The organism is Micromonospora inositola, assembly GCF_900090285.1.
Classification (GTDB): domain Bacteria; phylum Actinomycetota; class Actinomycetes; order Mycobacteriales; family Micromonosporaceae; genus Micromonospora; species Micromonospora inositola.
Map to the genome: position 1 here is coordinate 6501286 of NZ_LT607754.1, position 14335 is coordinate 6515620.

13 protein-coding genes and 2 pseudogenes are annotated in these 14335 nt (G+C 66.1%); 6 read left to right on the plus strand and 9 right to left on the minus strand.

All coding sequences use genetic code 11. The features are described 5' to 3' along the window. Positions 1-26 precede the first annotated feature (26 nt). Complete coding sequence (locus GA0070613_RS30830) at positions 27-1199, minus strand: glycosyl hydrolase family 28-related protein (protein ID WP_157746603.1); 1173 nt, start codon at positions 1197-1199, stop codon at positions 27-29. Between the two features lie 1094 nt (positions 1200-2293). After that, positions 2294-2494: a transposase gene (locus GA0070613_RS34580; RefSeq protein WP_089015490.1), complete on the minus strand. Its 201-nt coding sequence runs from the start codon at positions 2492-2494 to the stop codon at positions 2294-2296. 129 nt (positions 2495-2623) lie between these two features. Here GA0070613_RS34580 and GA0070613_RS30840 point away from each other — a divergent pair, with 129 nt between their 5' ends. Next, positions 2624-4417, plus strand: coding sequence for a low temperature requirement protein A (locus tag GA0070613_RS30840; RefSeq protein WP_157746604.1), 1794 nt, complete (start codon positions 2624-2626; stop codon positions 4415-4417). Here the strand turns inward: GA0070613_RS30840 and GA0070613_RS30845 are convergent. Next, complete coding sequence (locus GA0070613_RS30845; RefSeq protein WP_089015492.1) at positions 4320-5330, minus strand: aldo/keto reductase; 1011 nt, start codon at positions 5328-5330, stop codon at positions 4320-4322. The genes GA0070613_RS30840 and GA0070613_RS30845 overlap by 98 nt on opposite strands. Positions 5331-5415: 85 nt before the next feature. Between GA0070613_RS30845 and GA0070613_RS30850 the strand changes: the two genes are divergently transcribed. Beyond that, entirely contained in the window at positions 5416-6243 is an 828-nt protein-coding gene (locus tag GA0070613_RS30850) for a helix-turn-helix transcriptional regulator (RefSeq protein WP_231929593.1), read from the plus strand. A gap of 179 nt (positions 6244-6422) precedes the next feature. Further along, entirely contained in the window at positions 6423-6758 is a 336-nt protein-coding gene (locus GA0070613_RS32555) for a carboxylesterase family protein (RefSeq protein WP_231929594.1), read from the plus strand. A gap of 393 nt (positions 6759-7151) precedes the next feature. Here the strand turns inward: GA0070613_RS32555 and GA0070613_RS32560 are convergent. Then, a pseudogene (locus tag GA0070613_RS32560) lies at positions 7152-7283 on the minus strand (transposase); the annotation flags it as partial. A gap of 355 nt (positions 7284-7638) precedes the next feature. Here GA0070613_RS32560 and GA0070613_RS30865 point away from each other — a divergent pair. Further along, a pseudogene (locus tag GA0070613_RS30865) lies at positions 7639-8195 on the plus strand (dihydrofolate reductase family protein). A 124-nt stretch (positions 8196-8319) separates the two neighbouring features. Here the strand turns inward: GA0070613_RS30865 and GA0070613_RS30870 are convergent. From GA0070613_RS30870 to GA0070613_RS30880, 3 genes are all read right to left on the minus strand, one after another. Further along, complete coding sequence (locus GA0070613_RS30870) at positions 8320-8538, minus strand: hypothetical protein (RefSeq protein ID WP_089015496.1); 219 nt, start codon at positions 8536-8538, stop codon at positions 8320-8322. 180 nt (positions 8539-8718) lie between these two features. After that, entirely contained in the window at positions 8719-9132 is a 414-nt protein-coding gene (locus GA0070613_RS30875) for a cupin domain-containing protein (RefSeq protein WP_197699018.1), read from the minus strand. 270 nt (positions 9133-9402) lie between these two features. Further along, on the minus strand, positions 9403-10116 hold the full coding sequence (locus GA0070613_RS30880) for an IS6 family transposase (protein ID WP_089016301.1): 714 nt from the start codon (positions 10114-10116) through the stop codon (positions 9403-9405). Positions 10117-10681: 565 nt separating this feature from the next. Here GA0070613_RS30880 and GA0070613_RS30885 point away from each other — a divergent pair. Together GA0070613_RS30885 and GA0070613_RS34245 are read left to right on the plus strand one after the other, a co-directional pair. Beyond that, complete coding sequence (locus GA0070613_RS30885) at positions 10682-10903, plus strand: hypothetical protein (RefSeq protein WP_089015497.1); 222 nt, start codon at positions 10682-10684, stop codon at positions 10901-10903. After that, positions 10900-12015, plus strand: a complete 1116-nt coding sequence (locus tag GA0070613_RS34245; protein ID WP_331716710.1) for an NUDIX hydrolase — start codon at positions 10900-10902, stop codon at positions 12013-12015. The genes GA0070613_RS30885 and GA0070613_RS34245 overlap by 4 nt, the downstream gene beginning before the upstream one ends. Positions 12016-12601: 586 nt before the next feature. Here GA0070613_RS34245 and GA0070613_RS30895 read toward each other — a convergent pair. Continuing rightward, positions 12602-13180, minus strand: a complete 579-nt coding sequence (locus tag GA0070613_RS30895) for an SLATT domain-containing protein (RefSeq protein WP_157746605.1) — start codon at positions 13178-13180, stop codon at positions 12602-12604. 127 nt (positions 13181-13307) lie between these two features. Continuing rightward, positions 13308-14309: a protein NO VEIN domain-containing protein gene (locus GA0070613_RS30900; protein ID WP_089015498.1), complete on the minus strand. Its 1002-nt coding sequence runs from the start codon at positions 14307-14309 to the stop codon at positions 13308-13310. Positions 14310-14335: the final 26 nt, after the last annotated feature.

Consider the following 14335-nt stretch of genomic DNA (forward strand, 5'->3'; position numbering starts at 1 on the left):
GGAGGACTCTCTCGCACATCCTACTGTCAGCCGAGGACCGAGACCGACGAGTGTGTGCCGGCCGTGCCGCTGATCAGGCGCTGGAATGGCGCTGCCCGGCCCGCGCCGGTGACCAGCCGCACCGAGAGGTAGTCGGCGCCGCTGGCCAGGTACAGCGCGCACCGCATCCCGGCTCCGGAGACGAGCCAGGAGGCGCCGCCGCCGCTCCGCTGAAAGGCGCTGCCCTCTAGGCTCAGCGCGGACGTGGCGACGTAGAAGCCCGCCGAGTTGTCGTCGGTGCCGGTGCTGCCGACCCCGGTGGAGTCGGCGGTGCAACCGGAAACCGTGCAGTTCGCGGCGACGATCTCGAATCCGTTGCCCACGGTGTCCTGGGCCTCGCAGCCCACGACCGTGGCGCGGGCGGATTCGAGTCGGAACGCTGGCTTCGGCGCCCCCGGGGCGCCGGTGCCGTACGCCTTGCTGCCCCAGACCTTGATGTTGCCGCCGCTGATCAGGTAGCCGCCGCCCGAGCAGCCCTGCGACGAGCAGCCGCTGACGAAGCCATCGGAGGACTGGAGGTTGTAGGCCCAGCCGCCCGAGTCCTCCACGCGACAGTCGGTCAGCTTGAACTCGCGCTGCCCGCCGGCATACGTGCCACCGAGGTAGATGCCGTCGCCGGTGGTCCGGGTGACGAAGACCCGGGTCACCCACGGCGCCGGATCCGGCCCGTACGTGGACGGCGTGCTGTTCATCTGGAGGTTGATCCCGTTGGCCACCAGGTTCGCCGCGTCGAGGCCGATGTCGGTCACGCACTGGCGGGAGCCGGTGAAGGTGCCGGACGGAGTGGAGACCAGGGCCGACCCGCTGAAGCCCGAACCGGCGCGCAGCATCGTGACCAGCGGACCGGCACCGATCAGGGCCTGCTTGTCGTACAGCATCACCGGCGCCTTGACGGTGTAAGTGCCCGGCGCGACGAAGACGGCTCGCTGGCTGGTGCTGCCCAGCGCAGCGTTGATGGCATCCTGGGCGCCGACGGTCGGGTCCACCTCATACGTGGCGCCAGAGCCTGCCGGACCGACCCACGGGATCGCGCCGGTGGACGCGAGAGCGGCGGCCTGGGCGGGCGTGATGCCGCCCAGCGCCGGCGCGGCGACGGCGGCGCCCGCCGTGACCGCCGCAGCCCGGAGCAAATGGCGCCGGTCGGAACGCTTGTCCTGCATGCTTCCTCCTGAGGGGCGTCGGCCCTCGGCCCCCTGGAGGGACGAGGCGCCGCGGCAGTGCCCAGCGACGCACGAAGGAAGCGGACGGGCAGACCAGCAGCCCAGCGTGCGCCGGGCTGCGGGCAGTCTCTCCGTCAGTGACGATCCCCCGTGGCAGCGGCGGGTCCCGCGCTGCATCGCGGGCCATCATTGCATTCGATCGGCGAACCGTCTGCCCCGCGAGCGGACTCACGGGACCCCTGCCGCGCAGCAACCGCTATCCGCGTCATAAGGGCGTTGACCACTTCGGGTCCGCCGAAGAGGTCACCGAGCAGAAAGCCCTGATCAACGCAGCACATGTGGGATTGAAGTCTCATTTCGCGGGACGCGTCCCGAAGCTTAGACCGCCGCTCGCAAAGACGGACACCGATCCGACGGCTTCCCTGATCGGCCGCCCAAGCGGTCGTCCGGGCCGCCGACGCGAGTCGGCTCCGCAGGGACAGCAGTGTGACCACTTCGGTCTTCTCTGGGAGGTCACAACCGCCAGGCTGCCCGCATCGTCGCTGGTCAGGGCACCATCGGCCATCGCGTGTGGGTGAACACTTCGGACGCGGTGACCACTTCGGCGAGGTGCTCCCAATCTGCACCCACCCTGCAAGGTGTCGGCCGGTCGGAACTCCTTACCGCTGTGACCTGCAGATACTCCCCTACCAGCGGACATTGAGGACCGTTGGAGTCCGCTCGGCGCCGTTGAGCGCTCCGGTGTGAAGCAGGACGCTGCACCGACTCTGACCTGCGGAGACGCAGAACCGCAGGTGGACGCGGGTGCCATTGAGTGCTGTTCGGTGCCGTTGGATGCAGTTGACTGCCGTTGAGTGCACCCGTCTGCTCCCATCTCGCTCCCCGATCCTCCTGCCCGGCTGGCGGCCTGGATGGGACGTGAAGCTCTGTCGGCGGCCATGAGCGGATGCCGGTTCGGCATGATCGGCGAACGTTGACGCACGGGCGCCTTCGCCGGGAGAAGCTGGATCGGAGTCGGGGATGGGCTTCTGGGGCACCGTCGTAGTCCACCGTGACGAGCGACTGCTGTGGGAGCTGCTGCCCGACGTAGCCGCTTACCGAGGCGGTGACGAAGCCGATCCCCGCGTGGCCCCCGCGCCCCCGCGCCGCTGGTCGTCAAGGCGGACCCTGCTACGCAAGGTCTCCCGGTTGACACCGAGGTCATCGGCGATCTGCGCGATCGTCGCGCCCGGTCGCGAGCGGTACAACGCCACCGCGTCGGCCTTGAACTCCGGCGGGTAGTGCTTCATCACCATCCTGTTCCAGGACTCCTCTCAACCCGGACCATCAAGATCCGAGTCTCAGGTGTCCAAGATCAGGGGGCAGGGCCCTCCACCCCGAGGACCGTTGGTGCGACCGGCGGTGAGTCTGGTAGGCGGCGGATGATGCGGATCAACGTCATCCAGGAGACCGGCACCGCCATCCGTTGCGCGAGCCGGGCACCGGGCCTGCCGCCCAACGCGAGCCATGACCACGCACAAAATGTGTGTCAGAGCCGGTTTCACGCGGAGCCGACAACTCATCCAACCCGGAGAACATCAGCTCAAGGTTACGTGAATTGCCGCAAGCGCGGCGCGGCGAACGATGAAGATGAGGTGATGGGGCAGATCTTCCGGTCGCGGCCGGTGGTGACCGAAGAGACACATCGAACGACTTTGTTCGAGATCTTCTTCGATCTGGTGTTCGTCTTCGCTCTCATCAGGGTCACCGCGTTCATGAGCGCGCGGCCTGCGCCGGTGACCCTGGCACAGGGATTCCTCGTCCTCCTGCTGTTATGGATCTCCTGGTTGGTCTACTCCTGGCTGGGAAACTATGCCCGAACTGATGTCGGGCCGATGCGTGCCGGTACCACTGTCGCCATGGCGGCCGTCTTCCTCGCCGCTCTTGTCATCCCCAACGTCTGGGGATCCGGTTCGGGAACGTCGGAACCGCGGCTGATCCTGGTGCTGGCCTACATCGTGGTGAGGGTGATTCATCTGGCCCTTTACTACTGGGCGGCGGCGGGCGACCGACGGACGCGCAGGACCATTCGCCTCTACGCCCTCTCCACCGCGCTGTCCTGGATTCCACTCGTCCTCGGTGCCGTATTCGGCGGCGCCGCGCAGATCCTGTTCTGGACAGCAGCGCTCGCCGTCGACTTAGCCGGCGGGGTGGTCGCCTCCATTCTGAGCGGGTGGCCGGTACGCAGCCCGGGCCACTTCATGGAGCGGCACAGCCTCGTGTTGATCATCGCGCTCGGCGAATCCCTGGTCTCGGTCGGCGCCGGGGTCGGGGCTGAGATGATCCGTCGACCGATCTTGCTCGCCGCGCTACTCACTCTCGCCGTCACGGTATGCCTGTACCGGCTGTACTCCGAGAACGCGGCGACCGCCGGAGAGGCGCTGAGGATGGAGTCCGGCCTACGACGCGGCCGGCTGGCCGCCAACGCCTACAGTGTTGCCCATTTCCCGCTGATCGCCGGGACCATCTACCTGGCACTGGGGGTCGAGCAGGTGCTCGCCCGCTTGGCACACGATCAGTCCCACGACACCGCCGACTTGCGCCTGGACTGGACCCCGGCCGTCGCACTGTTCGGCGGGACCGCCCTGTACCTCGCGGGCAGGGCAACGTTTCTAAGCCTCAGCATCCGATCCGTGCCACCGGGACAACTCCTCGCCCCCGGTGCGGTGCTGCTGTTACTTCCCGCCGGCCGGTTCCTGCCCGGCCTGGTCGCTCTCGGCCTGCTCACCGCGTTCCTCGTCGTCCTTGTCAGCAACGAGGCGGTGTCCAAACGCAGGCAAGGTTCCGGTGCCCCCCGCGCGGTCGCCCCGCGCGGACCCCCGGCCCGTCGTGATGACCTTCGCATCGGGGCTTCCCGATATCACCATGATCCTCGCCCAAGTATTTGGATGCTGGTAAGTCCCATATCGCGACCACGGGTGACAATGACACAGCGAACTCCTGGTGATCACCGACTTAGACATCCATCGATCTATCAGGAGTTCGCCTCATCCACCGCCATCACACGCCGACGTCACCGGTCCGTGACATCCTCACCGCACCAAGCTCCCGGACGCTCTCCAACATTGCACGGTTGGTTCCTTACTCGCGGCCTCCGGATGCGAATTTCATGTCCGCGTAGCGATCGCCGACGACCTGATCGGCGATGCGGTCAAGCTGGTCGAGTTCGTCTGGGGTGAGGTGGATGCGTGTCGCTCCGGTGTTCTCTTCCAGCCGCGTGCGGCTGCGAGTCCCCGGGATGGGAACCACCGGAAGCCCAAACACGTCGGCCTGTGCGTGGAGCCAGGCGAGCGCGATCTGCGCCAACGTGGCCTGCCGTGATGTCGCGATCGTCCGCAACGGATCGAGGAGTCGACGGTTCGCGTCGTCGTTGTTCCCGGCGAAGCGGGGCAGGTTGCGGCGCACGTCGTCCGCATCCAGCGTGGTCGCGGCGGCGAGCGCACCGGTGAGGATCCCTCGCCCCAGAGGGGAGTAGGGCACGAGCGCGACGCCGAGCTCCGCCGCGGCTGGCACCACTCGATTCTCGATGTCGCGGCTGAAGAGGGACCATTCCGACTCCACAGCGGCGATGCGATGCACGGACGCTGCCGCTCGGAGCTCATCAGCGGTGACCTCACTTAGCCCGAGGTGTGCGACCTTGCCTGCGGCGACGAGATCCGCCATGACGCCCACCGTGTCTTCGATCGGGATCTGCTCGTCACGACGGTGCATGTAGTAGAGGTCGACCTGCTCGATGCGCAGGCGGCGCAGGCTGTCATCGATCGCCGCACGGATGTAGGCGGGGCTGTTGTCGATATGGCCCGCGGGTAGCCGCTCGGAACCCAGACCGAATTTCGTCGCGATCACGACGCGTTCGCGATTCGCGGCAACGAAAGGGCCGAGGAACTCCTCGTTGGCACCGCCACCATAGGCGTTTGCGGTGTCGAAGAGAGTGATCCCCAACTCAAGTGCGCGGTCCAGGGTGGCGCGGGCCTCGGCCTCATCGGTTTGCCCGTAATACGACGTTCCGATGCCCATCGCGCCGAATCCCTGTATTCCGACCAGCGGCCCTTCGCCGCCAAGGCGTACTTGCTCGATCACTGTGTGTGTCATGTTTCCACCCTAAGTTGTGCCTGACCAGCCAACCTGGGTCTGACAGAACCAGGCTCGGCCTGGCGCCCGACCTATGCTTGAACGCATGGGCAGGTCGGCGATCGGAGAGTTCCTCCGGTCGTGCCGTGCCCGGATATCCCCCGAGGACGTCGGTCTGGTCACTCATGGCCGGCGACGCGTCCCCGGCTTGCGACGCGAGGAAGTCGCCCTGCTCTCGGGCGTAAGCACCGACTATTACGTCCGGGTCGAACAAGGACGCAGTCAGTATGTGTCTGAATCGGTTCTCGACGCCGTGGGTCGGGCGCTTCGTCTGAGTGCCGACGAACGGGCGCACTTGTACGACCTCGCTCGGCCGTCCCGAAAAGCGGGCGTGGCGCAGCGTCACCCGGTACGAGCCGGCATCCGCTTGCTTCTCGAGAGCATGCCGAACACGCCCGCGATCGTCGTCGACCACCGGATGTTCATCGTGACCGCAAACGCATTAGGGAAGGCGTTGTTCGAACTGACGGACGAACCCGCCTCACGCGACCGCGCTCGGTATTTCTTCCTTGATCCTCACGCGCGCACCTTCTTCCCCGACTGGCATGCCGACGCCGACATCGTCGTCGCACACCTGCGCCTGCTGGCCGGCCGATACCCGAACGATCCTGGCCTGACCTCGCTGATCGGAGAGCTCTGCATCAAGAGCGCCGAGTTCCGCGCGGCCTGGGCGGACTATGGCGTCCGAGAGAAACTCCACGGCGCCAAGCGAATCCATCACCCCCTCGCCGGAGATCTCGAGCTCTGGTACGAGCGCCTGGTGATCTCCGGTGAACCCGAATACTCGCTGATCACCTATACCGCCGCGTCTTCCTCGGTTACCGCCGAGCGACTTGGCAGGCTCGCGAGTTCGAGCGGGGCGGGTCGTATCTGACCTTCCGTTGATCATCCGGCCGGAGATCGTGCCCGCCCGGCCCCGCCCTTACGCGTCGCCGCGACCGATCAGCGCCGACCACGCCGATCAGGGCGTCGGTGGTGCCCGAGCGGGCGGCGGGCCACCGACCCCGCCGCCCGCTTCCGTCGGGTGGACCTCGCTACCCGACGGGTGCCCCCGTGGTCAACGCATCGATGCCGAGGAAGTCCCCGACGATCTGCCGCACCGGCTCGTGGTGCCGGCGGGTCGCGTGCACGTACCTGTTCGACGGGGCGTTCAACGGACCCGGCGGGGCGCCGTCGCTGAACCCGCAAGAACAGCAACTCTCCCATCAGATGATCACCTACTGGACCAACTTCGCCGCCACCGGCGACCCCAATGGGGCGGGCCTGCCCACCTGGCGTGCGTATGGAGGCAATGGACGGCTACTTTCGTTGGCCGCAGACCCAGGAGGCATTGTCCCGACCGACTTCAGCCGTGCTCACCGGTGTGGGCTCTGGAACGCGATGCACTGAGGCCGTCGACGCTGGCCATTTGTTAACGGGCTGCCTTGGCGACGATGACGACTGCGCCCGAAAGCAGGAGGGCATTCCCCAAAAGATCCCCAAAACCCCCAGCGGAGCCGCAACGGTGCTGATCGCAAAGGGCAGACTGATCTGTGCAAGACGGTTCGCCGCGTGATCTGGAATCAGCGCCACCTGCTCCACGCCCTGCACGAGTTCGAACAGTTCTACAATGGGCACCGCCCCCACCAGGGCATTGCGAACGCACATCCGCTCCGCTCGCTACCCGCGCCGATCGCCGATCCACACAAGATCCCCCATCTCGACATACGCCGACGTGATCGGCTCGGCGGCATCCTCCACCAGTACGAACATGCCGCCTGACCTGTGCGTCGATCGTGCCGGCCGGGTGTCCCACTCCCTCGCCCGGCAGCCGTTGCGGGAGTTGACCCGCTCGTCGCTGCGCTGCCCGTACGCCGCGCCGCAGATCGCGTCCGCCTCGGCGGACATCAACGCCTGCGCGAAGGTCTTGGCCGCCCCGCTCAGGGCGCGATGCCCACGTATTGCGTCTCGAGGAACTCCTCGATGCCCTCGAGACCCCCCCCGCCCGGACACCGGAGGTTAAAGAACAAGCTAAGGCAACGAGAGGCATCGCCCAGCTCAGCACGCCGATCCGCCCGGTCTGGGATGATCAACGCCAAGCCAGAGGGGTTCAGGGTTCGAGTCCCTGGCGGCCCACTCCTCCGCAGGTCAGCGGCCCTGACCGGGATCGCTGTCGCCGCGATCAGGGCCGGTACGGCAGCGAATCAACCGCCCCGGGTTTGGTAGCGGCCGTCCCGGTCTGGTCGCGCTTGTAGTAGTTGAACGCGGTGGGCAGTGGCACGATTGCGCAATGGCCAACCTCATCTACTCGGCGATCGCCTCGCTCGACGGCTTCACCGCTGACGGCAACGGCGACTTCGACTGGGCGGCGCCCGACGAGGAGGTGCACGCCTTCGTCAACGACAAGGAACGGCCGGTCGGCACCTACCTTTACGGGCGCCGGATGTACGAGACGATGGTCTACTGGGAGACCGCCTTCACCGGCCACGACCAGCCGGCCGTCGTGCGTGACTACGCGCGGATCTGGCAGGCGGCCGACAAGGTCGTCTACTCGTCGACGCTGGACGCGGTTTCCAGCGCGCGGACCCGGCTCGAGCGGGAGTTCGACCCGGACGCAGTCCGCCGGCTGAAAAAACCGCGGGGCGGGACGTCACCGTCGGGGGTCCGGGGCTCGCGGCGCACGCGCTCGCGGCCGGCCTGGTGGACGAGTGCCACCTCTTCCTCAATCCCGTCGTGGTGGGCGGTGGGACGCGCGCGTTACCCGCTGGTCTCCACCTTGAGCTGGAACTGCTGGACGAGCGCCGGTTCGGCAACGGCGCGGTCTACCTGCGATACCGGGTCGGCTAGATGAGCACAGCAGCCAAGTACAGCAACGGACCACGCCGAACCAGGCCTGAGCGGTCCCAACGGGCCGGATGACGTCGCGCGGAACCTAATCGGATCAAGCCGCCGACAGTTCGGGACGAAGAGGTCAGCGTGCGGGACCGGCGTGCGGGTCGGGTATCAGCTCGCCGCCGACGGACGACATCCCGCGGTACTGGTACACCACCTCGCCGGCCAACTCACCGACCCGGCCGTAGAGGTGTTCCACGGCGGGTGCCGGGACGTCGCTTGCGCCGACATGCATGCCCGTTTGCGGCACCCTGACGACGTCGGGTAACAGTCCCTCGGCCGCGGCCTCGACCGCCATGATCCGTCCGTCGATAGGTCTGACCTAGGCGACCGCACCAGTCAGGCGGATGGTTGGTGCGCCACCGAGCCCGTGCCCGGGCAGTCACGGGGAAGCAAACGGATGCACGCGAACTGGAGACGGCGCGACCGAAGTTGGGGATTCGGGCCGATCAAGCTGGCGCATGTGGACGACGTCTGGTCACTTGCCGAGATCAGGAGAGTAGTTCTCTTCCCAGTCCCGACGTTCCACGTCGAGGTCGAAGTCACCGGGAGTCTCGACGGTGACATGAGTCATCGCTGTGCTCGGAGTCGCACCGTGCCAGTGCCACGTCCCAGGTGGGTTGCTGATGACGTCCCCCGCTCGGACCACATGCACGCCTTGCTCGTCGGCGACCACGCCGACGCCGTCGGTGACGATCAGGTGCTGACCGTTGCGGTGCAGGTGCGGCACGGTCCTCGCTCCGGCGCCGAAATGCACCGCCAACGATCCCCAGTCTGGCAGCTCATTCGGGAGCATCTGGACCCGTACGTTGTCCGGCTTGTTGAACAAGCTCCTCAGTTCGTCGGGAACGGGATCCGCCCCGTCCGCTGAGACCGTCCCGAACTTGTCCATTCCCTCGCCCCTCCGGCGTGCGCTCACAAGATGGATCCCGAGTCAACATGATCATGTGACCGGCGCTGAAAATCCGGTACGGGTGCGACGGTACTGCTGGTCCGTAATGCTGGTTCGGTTCTTGCCGGATTGTCCCCCGTCGGAGCCGAGAGGCTGGCGCGCCTCGCGCTGCGTCTCCGGCCGACCTCGACCGGACGAGGAGAAGAGGAGGGCCTGGTGCCGTTGCATTATCTGATCGGGAGACGCGGCACGCCCGGGTCGGGTCCGCGGTCAGATCACCCGGGCGAGTTCACTGAACGCCGAAACGACTCGGAGCTTGGGCTGACTGTCGAGCCCGAGTTCGTAGTGTCCGCGGCGGACATTCTGCATGAACGCGTGTCCGGCGATGATCACCTGTGCCGTTGGGTCGGTCCGGAGCCCACGCATCGGTCGTAACCGGTGCTTGAGCTGGCTGTGATCGGCCTCGATCGGATTGTTCGCGTGCCGCTCGACATGGTGCCAGGCCGAGGGGATCAGGGCGTCGAGCACCGCTGGGTAGACCGGGGCGGCGTCGGTGACCACCTCGCTGGGCGTCACCTTCAGCATCCGCAATGCACGCTGGAAGAACCGCCGGGCCGCGGCGGCATCACGGCGGGCCGAGACGAGCACGTCGATGACCTGCCCGTGCTGGTCGACCGCCCGGTAGACGTACCGCCAAACCCCGTTGACCTTCACGTACGTCTCGTCGACGAACCACCGGTCACCGGGCGAGTGGCGAGCGAACCGGGCCGCGTCGGCCAGCAATGGGGTGAACCGTTGCACCCACCGGAACACGGCGACGTGGTCGACCTCGACACCGCGCTCAGCCAGGAGTTCCTCCACGTCCCGGTAGGACAGGTTGTAACGCAGGTACCAGCGCACCGCGACGACGATCACCTCTGCGGGAAACCGGAACCCGGTGAACGCCGACTTCGGCGGCGACCAGGGACGACCAGGACTCGACAGCTGCACCCGTCAAACCTGCCTCGATCCCTGGGCACGGGCAATGCAACAGACCCGTTCTGGGCAACCCGCAGTCCGCATCCACCTGCGCCCAGCCCGCCTCGCTTCGGCGCGCCACAAGCACGTGATCGTGCGTCGTTGTCCGTCACGGTTGCTACAGACGCTGCTACACCGGCGCTCACCGGATCTGTCGATGAGGACGACCGGCTGGCGGTCATGCTCTCGTTCGCCCTTGCCTGGCTTGGACCTGGTCAGGTGGCTTAGCGGTCGTGCTGGCCGGACGGCGCATCGGCCCCGGTTGCTGCCACCGCCGCCCAATCCCCGTCGTGGGCAGCGGGACCTCAGCCACACTGCGACCGGCCCGGTCGCAACTATGGCGGCCAATGGCCACATCTCCCTCAACCGCTGCAGGTTGACGCTCCCGGCGCCGCAACGCGAGCCCGGCTTTGCGTCAGGCTGACGCTATGGCTTCGAGTGCCCTTCGACCTGCGAAAACAGGACCGGTTTTCGTCACGCCGGCGATATGCGGATCGGCGCTTCGCATGTTTGAGATGCCACCATCTTGCGCATGAGAGCAAAGCAGTGGATCGGCCCGAGCGCAGTCGGCCTGGTCGCGATCGCGATCGTCTTCGGGCTCGCGGTACTGATGGTCCTCAAGCGGTACGACCCCGCAGTGATCACCGCGGTGGTTACCGGGACGAGCCTCGCAGCGGCCGAACTCGTGCGCCGGCTCCGAGAGTCTACGTCGGCCCCTACTGAGTCGCACCACAAGCGTGAGGTGGGCTCGTGATTCCGCCGTCGGTGTCGCTCGTGGGTAGCTTCCGGCAGCACTATGCCGAGGTCGTGGCAGCCGCCGAGATCTTCACCGCCGCCGGTGTCACGGTGAAGTCGCCGCCGATTTCACGGATTACGAATCCGGGGCGAAACTTCGTCCGCTTCGAGTCCGACCAGCCGTTGTCCTTGGACCACCACATCCAAGCCGCGACCTTCGAGAAGATCTTCTCCTCGGACTTTGTGTACGTGGTAAATCCCGGCGGATACATTGGCCGCACCACGGCGTATGAGTTAGGGCGAGTCCACGAGCGCGGCATGGCGGTCTACTTCGCCGAGAGGCCAATGGACCTGCCGATTCAGGTGCCTGCCGGAACGGTACTGAACCCTCGGGATCTGGTAGCTGCTGTCGTCGAAGGTGGCCTGAGGGTCCAGACCGTTAGACGTCCACGGGTCGCGGCGCTGCCGACTGCGGACCTAGTCATCCTTACGATCCGTGAGCAGCGTCTTAACGTCCTGCTGGTCGTTCGCGGGAAGGAGCCGTACCGCGGGATGCTGGCGCTCCCTGGTGGCTTTGTCCGGCCGGGGGAATCCTTGGAGGACACGGCAAGGCGGGAACTCGCAGAAGAGTCTGGGTTAGACAGTTCGAAACTCCCGCTGCAGCAGGTGCACACGTACTCAATGCCCGACCGCGATCCTCGAGGACGGATCGTGACAACGGTCTTCCTCGCGATCGCCCCGAACCTGCCAGAAGTCACGGGTGGCACGGACGCGTCGCGTGCGGACTGGGTCGAAATCGAGGAGTCACTCGGCACTCGCCTCGCCTTTGACCATGAGCAGATCCTGTTGCAGACGCTTGAGCATGCCCGCAGGTTGTTGGAGTACACCACTATCGCAGCAGCCTTCTGTCCGAAGGAGTTCACGATCGGCGAGCTCCGGCAGGTCTACGAGGCGGTTTGGGGAATCGGACTCAATCCTCAGAACTTCCATCGGAAGGTAAGAGGCACGGAGGGCTTCCTCGTAGACACCGGCAGGAAACGGACGAAACAGCCTGGCCGACCAGCCGAGTTGTTTCGGCGCGGCCCTGCTCAAATCCTCTATCCGCCAATGCTGCGGCCGAGCCAGGGGTGACAGCGACGGTACGCCATGCCGGCGGGGCGGATGATGGCCGGTGAGCCAACCCGTGCTTCTCCGGACAAAACAGTTTGTTGCTGGTTCATCGGCGGCCCCGATAAGGCCGAGAGGCGACCGGGCGCTTGAGCAATGGCCGTAATTCTTGCTTCGACTAACCCAGACGCTTCGGTGCGAACGCAGGCACGACGCATCGTTGCATGTCATCCGATGCCGTCTTGCGCCGATGAGCAAGGCTTCGTTGCTGTCTTGTGTCGTCTTCTACCGCCCGCCGCCGGCCCTCTCGCTGCTTCCTGGCTGCCTCTGTCGCATGACAGCGGTCGAGTCCGCGGCAGCTGCCGCTCCAAGCACTCGACGTCGTCCCGACTGGCAAGCCGATGGCCCCTTTGACCCCCAGGACGTTGCGTCGGGCGCTGCCGCACGTCAACCCGAATCGACTTCCTTGAACTACGTGCCGGCTGCTGTGCTGGGTTCGGCATCGTGCACGCCGTGTGGTCCCCATCTGGTCCCCAACCTCATGGACGGCCACGGCTTGGTTGCGGGCCGGATCTCCGCCCGGGCAACTCGTGTGTCGGCCGGCTAAGGGTCAGGGCTTCGGGAGGTTAGCTGGCCGGTTGTTCGGTGGTCCCGTCTTCGCCGCCGGTTGAGGTCCGATCATCTTTCGGTCTGCCACATCCATCATGTACCGGGCACGGCGCCGGAAGCGTTCCGGGAGCGGCGGCGCAATGTCCTCGACCTGTTCCCAGATTCGAGATACGTCTTGTAGCGTTGCGGACGAAGCTGGCGGGCCCGCGAGGATCTCCTCAGTTCTCCGACGTAGCGTCCCGTACTTCACTGCAGCGCACTTGTGCCGCTGAGCCAGCTGGGGATAGTTCCATATCAGCTGGGCAGTACTTAAGCCGGCCGCAACAAGACTCGCAACGCCAGTGGCGATCCGGATCTCAACACGCGTAGAAGCTGCCAACGACGCAAAGATGGCGGTACCGACGATAGAGCCGATAACGGCTGAGGCCACCCCCGTCACGCGGGCCCACTTGTCGAACGCTTCTCCAGCGAGGTTGTGGCCGATATGCAGCGTGCGTATGCCGACGCGCCACCGAAGAAGAAGTTCTTGGCCATCCTCTGCGCTTCTCGCCTCACGGGGCTCCGCGTCCTGTGGGTTCACAAGGTCACGGTGCCCGGCGAGACGAAAGGTGACAAGGTCAGATGTCGGACACACCGACGTCAGTGCGACCGCGCTGATGCCGTGTGGCCCCCGAGCGGTCCCCACGCGTCAAGCACGTGCCGCAGGTTCATGTGTCGGTCGAGCTGTAGAGGTGATCGCTTCCGGCCGGTAGGCGATACCGGAATCGCGACGGCTTCAACGACATCTTCGCCGGTGTCCACTTCTCCCAGACCCGCACGCGCCCGCCTGAGGTCTCGACGGTGCCGTCCGGCAACCGTCGCCAATCGATGAGGTCCACCACTACGAGGTGTGTACTCGCCACGGAAGCATGTTCTACTTCGTTGGCCGTGAGCTCGACCGTGTCAGCATCACCTGAGGATCCCTTGACCTCGATGTGAAGCTCACGCCGCCCGGATAGGGCCAGCACGTCGTACGACTCCGTGCTGCCCACGTCCTTCACGTCATAGCCGTGGTTGCTGTAGTGCTCTAGCACCCAGTCGACAGCATGCCGTTCAAGCGCCAGCCGGACCACCTCGTCGCGTAGGTATCCCGCTCCTCGTCGCTTCCGGGCGACGGCCGCGAGGTCGGACGAGCTCGACCGTTGAGTCGGGACCCGCCGCCTTGTCAGAGGGATCTGCTTCAGTTCGGGGACCGCCGAGATGACTGCAGCCGGCAGCTTTACTAGGTAGCCCTGCGCCGCCCGAACCGGGCGCTTGTCGGAGAAGGCAAAGGGAAAGTACAGGCTTCCCGCATGTCTTTCCTCCAAGTGCTTTTTGATCTTGCGGAGCTTAGGCTCCGCCTTTCGAAAGGCATCCTGGGTAACTGGGCGTGCCAGTGGGGTGTAGCCGGTTAGGGCGTAGCGCCACGATGGTTCTGGGCCGGCGAGAGGACGGGTTCGGCCGTAGGTGCCCTGTGAGGCCCAGAGGATCTCGTCGGCGGTCGGTCCCTCGGCGGCGGTTGAGTAGGCTACGACACCCGGCGTGCCAAGGAGAGACTTGTGCCAGTGGAGGACAATGTCTCCGGGCTGAACAGCGGTCACCAGGGCGTATGACCAGTATTCGCGTCCAGCATCGTCGACTTGGGGAGCATGGAGGTCGGCACCCAGGTCCGTGCGATCGGTGATCTCCATCCAGTAACGCTCGGCTGGTTCGCCAT